Origin of the sequence: Psychroserpens sp. S379A, assembly GCF_049800755.1 — a bacterium.
In the GTDB taxonomy this organism is placed as follows: domain Bacteria; phylum Bacteroidota; class Bacteroidia; order Flavobacteriales; family Flavobacteriaceae; genus Psychroserpens.
Genome location: NZ_JBNAFQ010000004.1, coordinates 242780 through 262960 on the forward strand (window position 1 = coordinate 242780; position 20181 = coordinate 262960).

At 35.6% G+C, this 20181-nt stretch carries 8 protein-coding genes; 7 read left to right on the forward strand and 1 reads right to left on the reverse strand.

All coding sequences use genetic code 11. From position 1 onward, the window contains the following. Position 1 precedes the first annotated feature (1 nt). Positions 2–871 carry a glucose-1-phosphate thymidylyltransferase RfbA gene (gene rfbA / locus ACP15M_RS11800; RefSeq protein ID WP_425077414.1) on the reverse strand — a complete coding sequence of 290 codons (870 nt, stop codon included), beginning with the start codon at positions 869–871 and terminating at the stop codon, positions 2–4. A gap of 332 nt (positions 872–1203) precedes the next feature. Here rfbA and ACP15M_RS11805 point away from each other — a divergent pair, with 332 nt between their 5' ends. The 7 genes from ACP15M_RS11805 (at position 1204) to ACP15M_RS11835 (ending at position 20055) form a co-directional block, all read left to right on the forward strand. After that, on the forward strand, positions 1204–3408 hold the full coding sequence (locus ACP15M_RS11805) for a T9SS type A sorting domain-containing protein (protein WP_425077415.1): 2205 nt from the start codon (positions 1204–1206) through the stop codon (positions 3406–3408). A 690-nt stretch (positions 3409–4098) separates the two neighbouring features. Then, entirely contained in the window at positions 4099–7056 is a 2958-nt protein-coding gene (locus ACP15M_RS11810) for a GEVED domain-containing protein (RefSeq protein ID WP_425077416.1), read from the forward strand. A 299-nt stretch (positions 7057–7355) separates the two neighbouring features. Beyond that, positions 7356–12239: a lamin tail domain-containing protein gene (locus tag ACP15M_RS11815; RefSeq protein ID WP_425077417.1), complete on the forward strand. Its 4884-nt coding sequence runs from the start codon at positions 7356–7358 to the stop codon at positions 12237–12239. 255 nt (positions 12240–12494) lie between these two features. Continuing rightward, the gene (locus tag ACP15M_RS11820) at positions 12495–13241 is read left to right on the forward strand and encodes a hypothetical protein (protein WP_425077418.1); all 747 of its coding nucleotides are present in this window, start codon (positions 12495–12497) and stop codon (positions 13239–13241) included. Between the two features lie 804 nt (positions 13242–14045). Beyond that, positions 14046–18869 carry a lamin tail domain-containing protein gene (locus ACP15M_RS11825; RefSeq protein WP_425077419.1) on the forward strand — a complete coding sequence of 1608 codons (4824 nt, stop codon included), beginning with the start codon at positions 14046–14048 and terminating at the stop codon, positions 18867–18869. Between the two features lie 27 nt (positions 18870–18896). Next, positions 18897–19058: a hypothetical protein gene (locus ACP15M_RS11830; RefSeq protein ID WP_425077420.1), complete on the forward strand. Its 162-nt coding sequence runs from the start codon at positions 18897–18899 to the stop codon at positions 19056–19058. A gap of 202 nt (positions 19059–19260) precedes the next feature. Then, positions 19261–20055 (forward strand): T9SS type A sorting domain-containing protein, encoded by a 795-nt coding sequence (locus tag ACP15M_RS11835; protein ID WP_425077421.1) that lies wholly within the window; start codon positions 19261–19263, stop codon positions 20053–20055. Positions 20056–20181: the final 126 nt, after the last annotated feature.

Here is a 20181-nt window from a genome sequence, read left to right on the forward strand (position 1 = left end):
TTTAGGCTATAATTGCTTTTAAGTAATCGTAGTAATCACCTTTAAGACTTTTAACTTTATTAGCTAACACCTCCTTGGCAATCCAGTTATAGCTTAATGCAATCTCTTCTAAACACGCAATTTTAAGACCTGTTCTTTTCTCAACAGCTTTAACAAACTCTGTGGCTTCAGTAAGTGCTTCGTGTGTACCTGTATCTAACCATGCAAAACCTCTGCTTAATAGTTGAAGTTTTAAGCTTTTCTCTTCGAGATACGCTTGGTTTACAGACGTAATTTCTAACTCTCCACGATGTGATGGTTTTACGTTTTTTGCAATATCAATAACAGAATTAGGATAAAAATACAGTCCGACAACAGCAAAATTAGACTTAGGTGTTTTTGGTTTTTCCTCAATACTAATAACATTATGCTCTTTATCAAACTCTGCTACTCCATAACGTTCTGGATCTTTTACATAATTACCAAAAATTACAGCTTTTCTTTCATTAGTTACTGTATGTATTGCATCTCTTAATATATTTTGCAATCCTGCTCCATAAAAGATATTATCTCCTAAGACCATACATACATCATCATTTCCTATAAATTCTTCTCCTAGTATAAAAGCTTGTGCTAAACCATCAGGACTAGGTTGCTCTTTATAGCTTAGTTGTATCCCAAATTGACTACCATCTCCTAATAAATGTTTAAACTTTGGAAGATCATGTGGTGTAGAAATAATTAAAATCTCTTTAATTCCTGCAAGCATCAAAACCGACAACGGATAGTAAATCATGGGTTTATCGTATATTGGCAATAATTGCTTACTTACAGCTATCGTCAATGGATGCAAACGAGTTCCTGATCCACCAGCTAGAATAATTCCTTTCATCTTAATTTTATATTTATAAATGAGTTACTGAGATAATCTCATTTGTATACTTTACTTGAGTTACATCTATCACTCCTATTTCAATAAAGCATCAAGTGGTTACAAATCTATAACAAATAAAAGATTAATTAAACACTTAACAACTTTGATTAAATTCAACTTCCAAAGAATTTACTATTCCCTACAAAAAATCTCAATAAAAATGCTGTATATAAAGAGGTTTATTGTTTAGAAACTCATCGTAAATAAGTTTACACTATATTTGCAATCTTGATTGACAACACAAATCATCTTGTAAGTCAATTGCCTATAGATGTAAAAAAAATACATATATGAAAAATAAAAACACACTATTATTTGCCTTATTAATTGCTAGTTTTGGATTTTCACAAATAGATCCAGGTCAAGTAATCTTTAACACTGAAGGTAACTCAACTAAAGATTTGAAGCCTGCTTTTCAAACAAAAAACACCAACACCAACACCAACAACGATGTTGTGTTTGAACGCAATAGTGAATTGGTATTTATTAAACTTAGAGCAAGCACATCTAGCAATTCTTATACAACCTCTTTTTACTTTAATGATAATGCCAGTCTTGGATTCGACTTTGGTTATGATGCTGGATTTTTTGGTGCTCCTCCTAGCTTTATTTTGTATTCAAACTTAGTTGAAGATGATACAGGCATTGATCTTTCTTTACAAGCAGTAAATACTACAGACCTTGTTTCAGTAACGTTTCCTTTAGGACTAAGTGCTCCACAAGGTGTGCCTTTAACATTTAGTATTATTGAATCAACATTACCTCCATCTATTGAGGTTTATCTTGATGATACAGTTGAAAACACTTCAACTTTATTAAACAGCTCAAATTATACTATCACACCTACAACAGCATTAGATGGAGCTGGACGTTTCTTCTTAAGAACTTCTGGACCTTCAACAACTTATACTTATGATGGTTCATGGTCACCAAGCGATCCTAATGGAACAGCTACCGCTAATGATGATATTATTATTGCTTCTGGTAATGCTGTGATTAACTCAAATACAACTTGTAACACAATGACTGTTAATCCTGGAGCGAGTGTAACTGTAGATGCTGGTACTACACTTGAAGCCACCAATGGTTTAACTCTTGAATCTAGTTCTACAAGTTATTCGAGCTTGATTCCTAACGGAACTATTGTAGGTACTATGGAATATGAGCGTCATGTTAACATTAATGGCTCTGGTACTACTGGTAGTAACGACCTCGTGTCGGCTCCTTTAACGGGTCAACAATTCGATGACTTTGCTGCTGCTAATCCTAATATCTTTAGCAATGGCGCTGGTACACTTTACTTATTTGGTCCGTTTGAAAAGGTGACTGGTCAGTATGTCACTTGGGCTAATACCGAAACTGCTACCCTTGATGCTGGTGTTGGGTATAGAGCTGCTTCTACTGATAATGATACTTTTACCTTTACTGGTAATGCTGAAACTGGCACCATAACTCATGATATCCTTAATCAAGGAACTAACAATCAAGAATGGAACTTAGTGGGTAACCCTTATCCGTCTTACTTAAATGTACAACAGTTCTTATCTCATGATGTAGGTGGTGTCGTTAACATTCAATTATTTGATGCTCCTACGGCTGCTATCTATGGATACGATGGTAGTGCGCTTAATGGTTGGACTGTTTACAACTTAGCTAATACAACGGCTTCTACTCGTATTGCGCCTGGTCAAGGGTTTATGGTAAGTGCAAATGCCGATAATGTTGCTGCTTATGACTTAGAGTTCACTCCTGCTATGCGTTCTGTTGGAACTAGTGATGACTTTATCGTTGGTCGTAATGCGGAGTTAACTTATGTTAAACTTAACTTGAGTGCTAATGAGAAAGCTTTCAATACAGAGTTTTACTTTAACACCAATGCTTCTACTGGATTTGATGTTGGGTATGATGCTAATCTTTGGGGCAATACAGCTCCTGAGTTTGCACTTTACTCTCATTTAGTTCAAGACAATGTTGGTGATCCTGTAGCATTACAAGCTTTAAGTCATAATGAGCTTGACAATGTAACCATTCCGTTAGGAGTAAATGCTAATCAAGGCGAACAACTAACCTTTAGTATTACCGATATCAATGTACCTGCATCGGTGAAGGTGTATCTTGAAGATGTTGTAGCTAATACTGTAACTCTGCTTAATGAAACAGATTACATCATAACACCTACAACTCCTCTAAATGGTACTGGACGTTTCTTCCTTAGAACTTCTAACGAAGCTTTATCTACTATGGATAACAATCTTGATCTGTTAGATATCTTTACACTGAAATCGTCTAAAGAGCTTGTAATTAGTGGTCAGTTACTAGATGCTAAAACAATGCTAACATTGTACGATACTCAAGGTCGTTTAGTGCTTAGCACTCAACTTGATAATGAGAACTTACAAAACCGTATTGATACATCTTCGCTTAGTGGCGGTGTGTATGTGGTAAGCATTAATAATGATATACAGCAGAAAACACAAAAAGTTATCATTAAATAGAACTTCCTGTTATTTTAATAAAAAAGCACACTTTAAAAGTGTGCTTTTTTTGTTTTGTCTTCATAGCTATTAACTCTACTTTGATTGAAGATTCACAATAGGAATTGTGCGCTGCTATTTGCCTAGAATTTAGGATAAACCCGAAGTAGATGTAAGCTTCTCCCGAAGCTGACCTGAGGTTTATATGGATATGACACGCTATACATACGCTATACCTATTACGCAAATAATTGTTAATCAACGTATTACATTTGATTTAACATATCAAAAAAATGTGTGCTTTATAGTTTTTACCACACAATGTAATGCTATGCTTAAATTACTGCTTATAGAACATTAAGATTCTTCAATTAAAAGTAAAGGTTTAAAATTAATCTACATGATTAAACCAAATACACAATACCCAAGGAAGCGCTGTAGATTATTTCTCTGTGGCTGTGTATACATTTAATTAATACAAGAGTATTGACATGGAGATTTAAACAAAAAAACATATTGATTTGGATGAATTGGTTTTAGGACATTCAAATGAACGGCAAAACCGAACATTTCATCCTAATAAATTGATATTCAACTAATAAAACAGTCATTATATAGAAATTTTCATGACATGGCATATATAATCTATAATTTTGAACACTCCCTCAAACAGCAATGTTTCTATTGTTAAATAAAAAATCTATCTTAATCATGAAAAAAAATTACTTTATTCTACTCTTTGGCATATTATTAAGCCAAGCTATGTTTGCACAAACCACCTTATATTCTGAGGATTTTACAGGACAAAACGGAAAAGGAGCAATTGGTACTAGTACCGATGTTTCAGATGTAAATTGGTCTATTGATGTTTCAAGCTCCTCTCTAAGCAATGGTTTTTTTGGGTTCAATGCTGATTATTTTTACGTTACTGGAGAAGCTTTTGCAGGAAAAGATACTGATGGTAATGCTATCTGGTATTCACCTTCTATAGATATTTCAGGTTATACCAATGTAAGCTTATCAATGGACGCTTTTACCTCTGGAAATAATGACAATAGCGACCTATTTTCAGTTCAATATCGAATTAATGGAGGTTCATGGACAACAGCTTCAACAAACGGAAGTTTGAACAATGATTTTAATCTTACGGTTAGTCAAGCAGGATTAACAGGAAACACGTTAGAACTTAGGGTTCAAATTGATAACGATTCGGACAATGAAGTTACCACTTTTGATAATATACTTGTAGTTGGTACTTTCCCTTGTTCGACAACGCCTATTGATGTTAGTGACTTAACGGCTACACCAAATAATGAGCAAATAGAACTTAATTGGACAACTAGCTCATGTTTTGATGAAGTTTTGGTTGTAGCAAAATCGGTTTCGGCAGTTACAGCAACACCATCGGGCGACGGCAGTTCTTATACAGCGAATAGTATTTTTGGTTCTGGAACCGAAATTGCTACTGATGAGTTTGTAGTTTATAAAGGCACCAATAACTCTGTTACTACAACAAGTTTAACTAATGGCACAACATATCATTTTGAAGTGTTTACAAGAAAGGGAACAAATTGGAGCTCTGGTGTTACCATAAGTGCAACTGCTAATTTAGGTTATTGTAACGTTGTAGGAGACTTAACATACAATACAGCAATAACATTAGTTGATTTTGGCACAATTAGTAACACTACAGGTCAAGATCTAGATGACGGCTACTCAGATTTCACTAATCAATCTACAACAGTAACCAAAGGGACTTCAGAAGATTTAACAGTAAATCTTGATACTGATGGTAATTATTTAGTATATAGTTATGCTTGGATTGATTGGAACCAAGATGGTGACTTTGAAGACTCTGGAGAAACTTATGATTTAGGATATGCACAAAACACATCTAATGGGCCAACGAGTTTGAGTGCGCTTTCTGTTTCTATCCCTACTTATGCTGCGACTGGAAACACAAGATTAAGAGTTCTTTGTCAGTACTACAATGGTACAGTTCCTACAAATGGGCCTTGTGATGGATCTAGTGATGGAGAAATTGAAGATTACACTATAAATGTTACAGGAACTGTTAATTATACATATAATAACGGTTGGTCACCTTCGAACCCGATTGGTGTTTCGAACACTGTAGACACTATTAGCATAGTTAGTGGTAACGCAATAATTAGTTCTAATACTTCATGTAATACAGCAACAGTAAGTGCAGGCGCAGGTCTAACAATTGATGCTGGAGTTACCCTTACTACAAACGATTTAACTTTAGAATCTAACTCTACAAGTTATTCAAGCCTTATATTAGATGGAACAATTTCAGGAACCATAAATTATGAGCGTCATGTAAATGTTAATGGTTCTGGAGTTACAGGAAGTAATGATTTAGTTTCTGCACCATTAACTGGTCAAGCCTTTAATAATTTTGCTACAGCCAATCCGAATATTTTAAATAATGGCACACTATACTTATTTGGTCCTTTTGACAAAACTACAGGTCAATATGTAACTTATGCTGGAAGCGCAACCACTCCTTTAGAGGCTGGTATAGGCTATAGAGCTGGAACAACAGATAATGGTACAGTAACATTTACTGGTACCGCTGAAAACACTACAATTAGTATTGATATTATAAATTCTGGACCTACAGAACCTGCTGAGCAAGAATGGAACCTTGTAGGTAACCCATACCCTTCATATTTAAATGTACAAGCATTTTTTAACCACGAAGTCAGTACTGGCGTGCCTAACCTTGCATTATTCAACCCTACAACAGCAGCAATTTTTGGATATGATGGCGATGCTACTGATGGTTGGGTTATTTACAATTTGGCAACAACTACTTCGTCTACTGTTATTGCTCCTGGTCAAGGATTTTTTGTAAGTGCTAATGCTGTAAATGTAGCTGCTTATGACTTAGAATTTACTCCTGCTATGCGAAGAACTGGAACTAGTGATGACTTTATTGCAGGTAGAAATGCTGAGTTAGTTTATTTAAAACTTAATTTAAGTAGTGCTACAAATGCATCTAAAACTGAAATCTATTTTAACACCAATGCGAGTCTTGGTTTTGATTTAGGATATGACACTAAAGTTTGGGGAGATACTCCTACTGAGTTTGCAATTTATTCTCATTTAGTTCAAGACAATACTAATGATGCTATGGCATTACAAACATTACACTCAACAGATGTATCAAACGCAACAATACCTTTAGGAGTAAATGCAAATCAAGGTGAACAATTAACCTTTAGTATTGCCGATATGAATGTGCCTGCATCGGTTAAGGTGTATCTTGAAGATGTTGTTACTAATACTGTAACATTGTTGAACACCTCTGACTATATTATTACGCCAGCAACTCCAATACATGGAACTGGACGTTTTTTCCTTAGAACTTCGGATGAAGCTTTATCGACAATTGAAAACAATCTTGATACAATTAACATTATTGCTTTGAACAGATCTAAAGAACTCGTTGTTAGTGGACAATTACAAGAGCAGACGCTTTTAAGTCTTTATGACATACAAGGTAGAAATGTATTAACTGTAGCGCTTAATTCTGATACTCTAAAAAACAGAATAGATGTATCGAATATAAACCAAGGAGTTTATGTTGCCACAGTAAAACATAAAGACAACATTAAAACTCAAAAATTAGTTATTAACTAATCTATAAGCCTATTAAAATAAAAAAAGCGCACTAGTTTAGTGCGCTTTTTTTATACATTCAAGTCAAGCAAAAACTTCATAGAGCTAGTATTTAGTTGAATTAGCACCAAATCATGAGTTTTGAAATAGAAATTTTAAACAACAGCACACCTTATTGTATTGAAATTCAAAATTTTGCTATTAACAAAAATTCACAATTTGTTAATATCTGAAATTTTAGCTTCCTCTACTTTCCCTTATCTTTATAACCTGTTATTACTTAAAGTAATACAGGTTTTTGTTATAAAATTAATTAAACCATGAAAAAAATTTACACACTCTTAGCATCCCTAATAATGACGAGTTTAGGGTTTGCGCAAACCAATATTTACACCCAAAGTTTTGAGGTTGCTAATGATGGTTATTCATCTTCTGTTACCGAAGGTTCTACATTTCAAGATGTATTTAATAGAATTGATGCTTCAGCAGCTTCTGGAGGAGACATTGGAGGTAATGCTACATTTATTTGGGCTATTGAAGATTCAAATGTTACTCCTGCAACAATTACATTAGATCAAATGGATGTGACTGGTTTTTCAGATTTTACATTTTCAATAGATATGTTAGCACACCATTATCAAGATTGGGATTCAACAGATGAACTATTGATTAGCTATTCTATTGATGGCGCAATTGCAGAAAACTTAATGTGGGTTCAAATGGTTCGTGATCCTGGGAATTTAGGAGACATCTCTAATGGTCCTGCAGCTATAGACGCTGGCTTTGACAATGATGGTGATTGTGGAGCCTCAACAACACTGCCAGCTATTTCAACAGGAACGATACATGGATGTACTGTTAGCGCTTCTAATTTTGCAACATTTACTTCAAGTACAATTCCTTTAAACGGAAACACGACACTTGATATTGTATTAACCTTTAACGGTTTAACAGCTGGAGATGAAGGTCTGTATTTAGACAATATTTCTGTAGATGGGACATCTGGAGGCACTGCATCTACTGAAGTTAACTTTATTGGTTCTAGCATTTCAGTTTCAGAAGGCATAGGAACTCATGAGTTAGAATTTACAATTGCAAATGAAGATGCTTCTAACGCTACTAGTTTTGATGTGGTGTTAATTTCTGGTGATGCATCAGATATTGATTCGTATACAACACAAACGGTAACATTTCCTGCTGGTTCTTTTGCCGACCAAGTTATTGAGTTAACCATAACTGATGATGCTATTTTTGAATCTGATGAGGTATTGACTTTTGAGATTCAAAATGTTTCTGGTGGTGCGACTGCCATTATAGGATCTAACAACACTTTTGATTTAACGATTACTAATAATGATGCACCAGCTACAATTGGATTACCTTATTCTGAAGATTTTTCTAATTGCGAAACTGCTTTATGGCTTCCATTTGATGAAAGTGGAGGTAATTTTTGGAGTTGTGCTGGAGGAGAATACAATATGAATGGATTTCCAAATCCTGATGATGTGGATTGGTTGATATCAAACTTTAGTATTGATTTTGATGCCCAAGGCAATGAAACAATAAGTATTGAAACAAGTGAACGCTTTGGAAATACAATTAATGAAGCTGGTGAATTTGAGTTGCGTTATTCTACTGATTACGCTGGATATGGTGATCCTACTAACGCAACATGGACTGCCCTAGTTTTTGATCCAAATAACACTTCAACTAATGCGACAGCATCTGCTCCATCAACAACTTTTGTAGATGCTTCAGGAATTACCGGAACAGCTTATCTCGCATTTGTTTATGATACTGCTGCTGGTAGTGGTGCTGAAGACTGGAGGGTTTCAGATATTTCTATATTTGAAGGTGCTCCCAACACAAGTGTAGAGTTTATTGGCACGTCTGTAAGTGTTGCTGAAGATGTTGGCACTGTAGATTTAGAATTCACTATAACAAACGAAGATGCCACTAATGCCACTACATTTGATGTGGTGTTAACTTCTGGAGAAGCTTCAGATATAGATTCATACACCACACAAAATGTAAGCTTTCCTGCTGGATCTGTTGCCGACCAAACTGTTACTATTACAATTACAGATGATTTACTTGAAGAAGCCGATGAGACACTTACTTTTGAAATTCAGAATGTATCTGGAGGAAACAATGCCTTTATAGGGACAAATAGCTCATTTGACTTAACCATTTTAGCCAATGATGAACCTGTAATCCCTGGACTTTTATATGATGCAGATTTCACAAATGATGGCGATGGATTTCCAGCACACAACTCCAGCTCTCCTCCTGCAGCTGGACCAACTTCTACTGGACTTTTTGGAGCAGCACCAAACCAATGGGCATTATCTTATGACACAGCTCCAAATACAGACGGATCAGATAATATTTTTGAAGTTGTTGGTGGTGAATTAGTTTGTGATGATTGGGGTGGACAAGGTATTTTTACTAGCCAAGTTATTGATGTAACAGGAATAAGCGTTGTAGATATTTCTGCAACGGGAATCAATGTTGGAGCCAACGAAAATAATTTTACATATTTTTATATCATAGATGGCGGAACTCGAGTTGAAACACCAGTATCTTCAAGTAATGGAGATCCTGTAAACTATTCTTTAACTGGAATAAACGTTTCTGGCGCAACCGATTTAGAAGTAGGTTATGAATTCTCAGAAAATGGAGGTGGCGATGGCTACTCAATTTCTGAATTTATAGTTGTTGAAGGCTCTACTACTACTTCAGTACAATTTGCATCCACTTCTGATGTTGTATTTGAAGATGCTGGAACTTACGATTTGACTTTTGAAATTTTATTTGAAGATGCCACTAACGCGACAACTTTTGATGTGGTATTAACTTCTGGAGATGCAGGAGATATTGATGCGTATACAACGCAAACGGTAACTTTCCCAGCTGGTTCATCGGCTAACCAAACAGTAACAGTAACCATTACAGATGATATGGTTGAAGAATCGGCTGAAGTATTCACTTTTGAAATTCAGAATGTAGCTGGAGGAAATTCTGCAACAGCTGGAACTAATACTTCCTTTGATTTAACTATTCAAGATAATGACGGCAATGTAGCTTTACCAGGCGATGTTGTAATTTCTGAAATTATGTATAATTCTTCTGGCACTGATGATGAATGGATAGAAATATATAACGCCTCTGGTGCAGATATTACTTTAGATTCTGATTGGAGATTAAACTACCAATCTACTACTTACGATTTTACTGGTACTCTTATTCCTGCTGATAGTTATTTAACCATAGCCTTAGGTAGTAATGGTGATGGCACTTATAATAATGATAACCCTTTTACACCAGATGTTAGTGAAATTGGAACTCCAGTGGCTACTATAAGCGATAGTAATAATCTTGGAAATTCTTCTGCAACCATAGAATTGATATTTGATCCTAGTGGAGCAAATACTACAATAGACATAGTAACCTATGATGATGGCTCACCTTGGCCTACTACTGCAGATGGTAATGGTCCATCTTTAGAATTAATTGATGTTACATTTGACAATACAGTAGGAGCCAATTGGGTAGCTTCATCTTTTTATGACGGAGGAACTCCTGGTTCAGCATATGTAGCTCCTATAACCTACACCTTTAATGGAGTGTGGTCACCAAGTGATCCTAATGGAACAGCTACCTCTAATGATGATATTATTATTGCTTCTGGTAATGCTGTGATTAACTCAAATACAACTTGTAACACAATGACTGTTAATCCTGGAGCGAGTGTAACTGTAGATGCTGGTACTACACTTGAAGCTACCAATGGTTTAACTCTTGAATCTAGTTCTACAAGTTATTCGAGTTTAATTCCTAATGGAACTATTGTAGGTACTATGGAATATGAGCGTCATGTTAACATTAATGGCTCTGGTACTACTGGTAGTAACGACCTCGTGTCGGCTCCTTTAACGGGTCAACAATTCGATGACTTTGCTGCTGCTAATCCTAATATCTTTAGCAATGGCGCTGGTACACTTTACTTATTTGGTCCGTTTGAAAAGGTGACTGGTCAGTATGTCACTTGGGCTAATACCGAAACTGCTACCCTTGATGCTGGTGTTGGGTATAGAGCTGCTTCTACTGATAATGATACTTTTACCTTTACTGGTAATGCTGAAACTGGAACCATAACTCATGATATTGTTAACCAAGGTACTAACAATCAAGAATGGAACTTAGTGGGTAACCCTTATCCATCTTACTTGAATGTGCAACAATTCCTTTCAGGTGATGCTGGTGGTGGACTAACAAACATTCAATTATTTGATGGCCCTACGGCTGCTATCTATGGATATGATGGTAGTGCTCAAAATGGTTGGACCATTTACAACTTAGCTAACACTAGTGCCTCTACAGTAATAGCTCCAGGGCAAGGATTTATGGTAAGTGCTGATGCTGCTAACGTGGCTACTGGTGATTTAACATTCACACCTGCTATGAGAAGCACTGGTAACAGTGATGACTTTATCGTTGGTCGTAATGCGGAGTTAACTTATGTTAAACTTAACTTGAGTGCTAATGAGAAAGCTTTCAATACAGAGTTTTACTTTAACACCAATGCTTCTACTGGATTTGATATTGGGTATGATGCTAATCTTTGGGGCAATACAACTCCTGAATTTGCTATTTACTCTCATTTAGTTCAAGACAATGTTGGTGATCCTGTAGCATTACAAACCTTAAACTCTAATGAGCTTGACAATGTAACCATTCCGTTAGGAGTAAATGCTAATCAAGGCGAGCAACTAACCTTTAGTATTGCAGATATCAATGTACCTGCATCGGTTAAGATCTACCTTGAAGATGTTGTAGCTAATACTGTAACTCTGCTTAATGAAACAGATTATAGCATTACACCTACAACTCCTCTAAATGGTACTGGTCGTTTCTTCCTTAGAACTTCTAACGAAGCTTTATCTACTATGGATAATAGCCTTGATCTGTTAGATATCTTTACATTGAAATCGTCTAAAGAGCTTGTAATTAGTGGTCAGTTACTAGATGCTAAAACAATGCTAACATTGTATGATACTCAAGGTCGTTTAGTGCTTAGCACTCAACTTGATAATGAGAACTTACAAAACCGTATTGATACATCTTCGCTTAGTGGTGGTGTGTATGTGGTAAGCATTAATAATGATATACAGCAGAAAACGCAAAAAGTTATCATTAAATAGAACTTCCTGTTATTTTAATAAAAAAGCACACTTTAAAAGTGTGCTTTTTTTGTTTTGTCTTCATAGCTATTAACTCTACTTTGATTGAAGATTCACAATAGGAATTGTGCGCTACTATTTACCTAGAATTTAGGATATACCCGAAGTAGATGTAAGCTTCTCCCGAAACTGACCTGAGGTTTATATGAATATAATACGCTATATATACGCTATACCTATTATGTAAATAATTATTTATCAGTATATTAGCATATCATGGCACGTCAGAAAGGTTTAATGAAATTTTCGGGGACTTTAGATGGTATTAACTTTTATATTGTTAAGGGTGTTGGATATGCTCGTAAAGCTGGTGGTGGTTTTAACGGTAATGCCATACGATATCAGCCGAACATGCAACGTGTACGCGAAAACGCCAGTGAGTTTGGTCGTTGTAGTAAAGTAAAAAAAGAATTTAAACTTTCATTACATCCTTTTTTAGCGGGTTATAAAGATCCCAAGTTACATGCACGTATGATGTCTTTATTTATGAGTATTAAGGCTTTGGACGAGGTTTCGACACGTGGTAATCGCAGAGTTAGTAGAGGTTTACAGTCGGCTAAAGGCCGAAAACTGTTAGGTGATTTTGATTTTACACCTCAGCATAAAATGTTAGAAGCCCTTGTACGTAAGTCGGCGTTTAATTGGTCTTTGCAAAGGCTTAGTATTAGTGATTTTGATTCGCGATTATATAAGCACCCTAAGTCTGCCACACATATAGGTATAACGTTAGGTATTCTGGACTTTAATTTTGATAGTTTAATATCTTCAGTAAGGGTTGCTCCTACGTATTTTTTAGAGGTCGGTATTGGTTCTTTTTCTTTTGAGATTACTATGGAACAGGTTATTATACCCGAATATGTTGGGATTGCGGTTTTAGGGTTAAGGTTTTATGAGGTAATTGATGGTGAGGTTTATGGTTTGAATGGTATGGTTGGGGTTAAATTACTTGAGGTTAGGGTTTGATTTTTTTATTAATGTTGATTGATAGGATCATTATTTTGGGTTTATATTACTGACAGACAGAATGAGATTTCTCGACAGGCTCGGAATGACAGAGCTGTGTGTGATTACTCTTGAGTGTTTACTATGGTTATCGTTTATTATTCATTTTTTTCTTGATAAAAAAATGAAACAAAAAAATCAAGACTGCCAATGATTTTGCTAAACATTTTGATCGCTACGGCACAAAAATAAAGAGTCGCAGTTCTGTTCGTGTTCTAAACTTCTAAATCACTTATTGCGTAGTTGCTTATTCTTCTTTTCTTCGATTTTTGTTTTACCCTTCGCTTCTCTGCATGTTTTACGCTAAATAATTGGAGGTCGCTGGTTCCGACGGTGTCGGAATTGCAAGTGCTTAATAATATTAATTTTTGTTAATTGATAGGAATATTCTTGTGGGTTTACATTACTGACAGATAGAATAAGATTTCTCGATAGGCTCGAAATTGTAGAATTTAACTAATTCGAGGACAGGGTTGTGTGTGTGTGTGTGTGTGTGTGTGTGTGTGATTACTCTTGTGGCTTGTTTAGTGATAAACAGTTTTGGTATATATGTCTTCATTAGGCTATATATAGTGACTCATTTAAAAAATATGTGTCTTAATTACACGTGAAATATGCAGATGCAAATATAAATATGAATTAATGGTTTGTTAATATGTTCATACATGACCTTTAATAAGTTTGCGTTATATTTGTAACCGCTATTATTTTTACAAATTGCCGTATTAAACACGGTGTTATAGTTTAAAAACTTTTATTTATATTATGAAAAACATTTACACATTTTTATTTGCCCTATTGATTACTGGTTTAGGGTTTGCACAAACTAGTCCAGGAGATATTGCATTTACTGCTTTTAATGCTGATGGTGGCGACGACTTTGCCATTGTGGCATTGGTTGACATTCCTGCTAATACAGAAATATATTTCACTGATAATGAACCAGCAAGTGCAACAACTTTGACTGGAGGAGAAGGAACTCTTCTTTGGAATTCAGGTGGGTCTTTAATTACTCAAGGTTCAATCATTGTATTTACTGACGCAAGCTCTGGTTCTAGAAGTGCTTCTATTGGGTCATTTTCCTCAGCAGGTGGAAGTTTCAATCTAGCTGGAGGTGGAGATGCACTTTATGCATTTGTAGGAACATCAGCAACTGCTGTTACTGGATGGTTAGCAGGAATACAAAATGAAGCTAATAATCAAGGTGGTGGATTTGCATCTTCCGGCTTAACAGTTGGTACAACATTTATAAATTTTTACACTTCCGGAAGTCCTGATGGTGGTTACTATAGCGGTCCTCGTTCTGGAGAATCTTTATTTTCAGATTATTTAGTTGAGTTAGGTGACAATTCAAATTGGACAAGAGAAACTTCAAGTGGTGAAAATATCTTACCTATATCTACGACAGCGTTTACTATTTCTGGTGGCTGTACAGCACCAACGACACAAGCCTCTGCATATAACACAACGGCTATTGGTTCTAGTTTTGCAACCTTAAACTGGACTTCTGGAGATGGCGACGAAGTGTTAGTATTAGTTAAAGCAGGTTCGGCAGTAGATACTGATCCAACTAACGGAACAAGTTATACTGGTAATACCGCTTTTGGTTCTGGTGATGAAATAGGCACAGGTAATTATGCTGTATATACTGGAACAACTTCAAGTTCGGCAAGTATTACAGGCTTAACTCCTAGCACAACATATCATGTAGCTGTTTATGAATACAACACCACAGATACTTGTTATTTAACACCTGCCTTAACAGGTAACTTTACTACTGCTGCTGTCACTACAGTTGAATTTAGCACAACCTCTGCTTCAGTTTCTGAAAATATAGGTACGTATGACTTAGTGGTTCAAATCTCTAATGAAGATGCTATCAACGCTACCAATTTTGATGTCGTTTTAACCTCTGGAGATGCTTCAGATATTGACTCATACGTAACACAATCTGAAAGTTTTCCTGGTGGTTCAGTTACAGACATTAATATTACCATTACTGTAACTGATGATGCTGTTTTTGAAGCCGATGAAGTACTTACTTTTGAAATTCAAAATGTAACTGGCGGAAACAATGCTATTGTTGGAACAAACAATACTTTTAACTTGACCATTACCAATGATGATCTTGCAGCTCCTATTGCTTTACCATACTCTGAAGATTTTTCAGATTGTGCTGCTGCTGAATGGTTTACTTTTGATCAAACTGGTAACGATTCATGGCTTTGTGGCTCTGGCGAGTATGCCATAAATGGTTTTAGTGGCAGTGACGATATTGATTGGTTGATCTCTGACTTTAGAATTGATTTTGATGCGTATAGCAATGAAACTATTGAAATAGAGACTAGTGAGCGTTATGGAAATACCACTAACGAAGTTGGCGAATTTGAATTATTGTATTCTACCGACTATACAGGGTCTGGAGATCCTACTTTAGCAACATGGACAGCCTTAACATTTGACCCTAATAATTCATCAAGTGGATCTGGATTATCAACGGCGTCAACTACTTCTGTGGATGCTTCAGGAATTAGTGGTATAGCATACTTAGCGTTTAAGTATGACATGACTGCAGGTGCTGGTGCAGAAGACTGGAGGGTTCTAGATATTTCTATTACAGAAAGCGCTGCTCCAAATGATGCTGACACTGAAGTATTTGCTGTTTCACAAGTTGCAGGAGATATTGTAATCGCTGCTGATGTGACTACCTCTGGAACCGCTTTTGATGTATTAAGCTTTGAAGTTGACGACCAAGGCACAAGTGACGGTTTAGCCACTAACATAACAAGAATGCGTTTTGTACCTGGCCCAAACAACACCGCTGACTGGACTGATTTTATACAAGGTGTAACTGTTTTGGACGGAAACGTAACTTCGCACACTCCATCTACGACAATTACAGATACAGAACTTATTTTAGATTTTGCAGCACCAATTGCTGTAGCAGATGGAACCACACTTGATTTTTTAATTGGTTTATATTTAAACACAACAAATATTGTAGATGGGAATATCATTCAGCTACAAATAGACGGTACTTCAAGTGGTTTTGATGCCGATGCAAATGGTTCTGATTTTGTAGATCCATTCCTTTTTGGTGATGTTGTTGGTAATAATTTTACAGTTGACGTAGACGCTACAACATTAAGCTTTATACAACAACCTAGTGACGTTACAGTTGACGCTGTAATGAGTCCTGATGTTACAGTAGCTTACGTAGATGTTAATGGTAATGTTGACCCAGACTATGATGGTTTGTTTGACATTAGCCTTTCTACCACAGGTAGTTTTGATATATCGGCAACAACAACGGTTACAGCTTCTAATGGCATTGCAACTTTTAACAATCTTGTTTTTGATACAGAAGATACAGGAATTAGCTTAACTGCTACAGATGATTCTACTATTATACCTGGTAGTTTTGTTTCTGACAGCTTTGATGTTACACCGTTACCAACAGGAGCTACAGATCTTATCTTCTCTGAATATATTGAAGGCTCTAGCAATAATAAATATATTGAGATCTACAATGGTACTGGAGCTACTGTTACATTAAGTAATTATACTGTTGAATTGTATTCAAACGGAAGTGGTTCAGCAAGTAACACAGAAGATTTTAGTGTTGGTTTCCCAGCAACGCTTGCTGATGGCGCTGTTATTGTGTTACAAAACTCTAGTGCAAGTATTTATGGCGGAACTGCTTACTCTACTAGTGTTTGTAACTTTAATGGTGACGACACTATCGTACTTAAAAATAATGGCACTATAATTGACATTATTGGTAATATTGGTTGTGACCCTGGTTCTTCTTGGAGTGATAGTGGAAACACAACAAGCAACATGACCTTGGTAAGAAATAGCAATGTTTGTTCGGGAGTTTCTGCCGACCCTTCTAATTCTCCTTGTGATTTTCCTACATTAGCAACAGAATGGTCGAATTCTAGTATAGACACCGTAACCAATCTTGGCTCTCATACTGCAAATTGTGGTACTCCAGTAACTACCACTTATACTTTTGATGGCACTTGGTCGCCAAGTGATCCTAGTGGCACAGCAACAGCAAGTGATGACATCGTAATTGAGTCTGGCAACGCAACTATAAATACTAATACAACGTGTAATACTGTAACTGTGAATGCAGGCGCAGGACTTACAGTTGATACTGCTATTACACTAACAACAAATACATTAACCCTAGAATCTAGTTCTACTAGCTATTCGAGTTTAATTCTTGATGGAAATGTAATTGGAGACATTTATTATGAGCGTCATGTTAATATTAATGGTTCTGGAGATACTGGAAGTAACGATTTAATATCTGCTCCTTTAACCGGTCAAGCATTTAATAATTTTGCTACTGCGAATCCAAATATTTTAAACAATGGCACCTTATATTTATTTGGTCCATTTGAAAAAAGTACTGGTGAATATTTAACTTGGGCTGGTACAGAAACCTCAACCCTTGATGCTGGTGTAGGTTATAGAGCTGGAACGACTGACAATGGTACTGTTACTTTTACGGGTACTGCAAATAATAGTACAATAACATATAACATTACTAATTCTGGACCTCAAGAAGCAGAATGGAATCTTGTAGGTAACCCTTATCCTTCATACATGAATGTTCATAGCTTTTTTAACCATGAAGTAGGTTCGGGCGTTACCAACCTTGACTTATTTAATACAGGTACAGGAGCTATTTACGGTTATGATGGTACAGCTCAAGATGGATGGATTATATACAATATGGCAACAACTACTTTATCAACAGTTATTGCTCCAGGTCAAGGCTTCTTTGTAAGTGCTGATGCTTCTAGTGTAGCTGCTTATGATTTAGAATTTACACCTGCAATGCGATCTACTGGAACTAGTGATGATTTTATTTCTGGACGTAATGCAGAATTAGTATTTGTAAAAGTTAATGCTCGCACAAACTCTAACTCTTATACTACAGATTTTTATTTTAACTCTAATGCAAGTAGCGCATTTGACTTTGGTTACGATGCTGAAGTTTGGGGAGGAACTACTCCTGATTTTGCAATCTATTCGCATCTAGTTGACAACAACCAAGGTAAAGCGATGGCCTTACAGTCATTACATGCTTCAGACCTATCTAACGTAACCATCCCATTAGGCGTTCATGCAAATCAAGGGGAGCAATTAACGTTTAGCATTGCTGAATCTACTTTATCTGAATCTGTTAAAGTATATCTTGATGATGTTGTTGCTAATACATCTACATTATTGAATGCTAGTGATTATGTGATTACGCCATCGTCAGATTTATCTGGAACTGGACGTTTCTTTTTAAGAACTTCTAATGAAGCATTATCAACTATTGAACACAATATAGATGCATTAAATATTTACGCACTAAATAACTCTAAAGCACTAGTTATAAGCGGACAGTTACAAGATAACGCTCATTTAAGTTTGTATGACATACAAGGAAGAAAGGTTTTAACAAAGCAACTTGATAGCACTCGTCTTGAAAATCGTGTTGATGCTTCAGTTTTAAGTGAAGGTGTTTATGTGGTAACTGTTGAAAATAACGGACAACAGGAAACTCAAAAAGTGATTCTTAAATAGAACTTGTTAACTTTAATTATTAACAAAATGACACACAATACATCTAAAGATCAAATTACGAGGAAAGAAGCCCTGAAAAAAATGGGGAAATACGCTGCGTTAACAGCAGTAGGATCATTTATTATACTGAATCCGAAGCAAGCACAAGCATCGTCTCCACCAGATCCAGGAGGAAATCCTTTTGAGTAAGCAAACAACCTCATCAATAAAAAAAGCACACTATAACAGTGTGCTTTTTTTTATTTAAAACCCTATCTAATACAATAAAAAAGCAACCTCTATATTATTACTAATTTATTAACACAAAATCATTTTCGTTTTTATCTTTTCTAAAACTATTATATATTTACCTTCTTAATTCATATCTTTTTAACTAAAAATTGCTGAAATTATGAAAAAACTATACGTTTTATTGACAACTATTTTATTTACCTGTTATGGAGCTCAAGCCCAATTAGAAACAAACGATGACTTGATTACTAGTAGAGGTGGCTTAATATTTTTCACCCTTAATGCTAGTGCTGGCGGTGATTCTTATAATACAGATGTCTATTTTAATCCAAATGCTAGTCTTGCTTTTAATTTTGGATTTGATGCTGAATTATTTAGCATCCCTTCATTTGTTTTATATACTGAATTAATAGAAATAAATTCTGGTTCTGACCCAACCATGTTATCACTACAAGCCATAAACACTACAGATTTAGCAAACACAACCATCCCTATAGGAATAATTTCAGAACAAGGTGAGCAAATCACTTTTACTCTTACTGCAAACACATTACCATCAACAACTGAGTTATGGTTAGATGACACTGTAGAAGATACAAGCACATTACTAAACAGTGGTGATTATGTAATTACACCTAGTGTAGATTTAAACGGAACCGGAAGGTTTTATCTTAGAGTTTATGATGACACACTGCTATCGACTACGGAAGACAACCTTGAAACTTTAACCGTTTTTGCTTTAAACCAAAGTAAAGAGATTGTGGTTAAAGGGCAACTTTTAAATAATACTACTTTAAATTTATATGATGTTCTAGGCAAGCATGTATTATCTACACAACTTGATGACAGTACTCAAGACAACCGCATTGATGTTTCAGCAATTAGTAGTGGAATTTATGTAGTAAACATTGAAAACAACGGACAATCGAAATCACAAAAAGTAATTATTAAATAAGAAACATATTTTTATAATTCAAAAAAGCATTTACATTTTGTTGATGCGCTTTATTTTTATGTTAACAACTTTAATTAAAAATGTGTTTCATCTAAGAAAAACACCACTTGACAGAAAACATTTTTT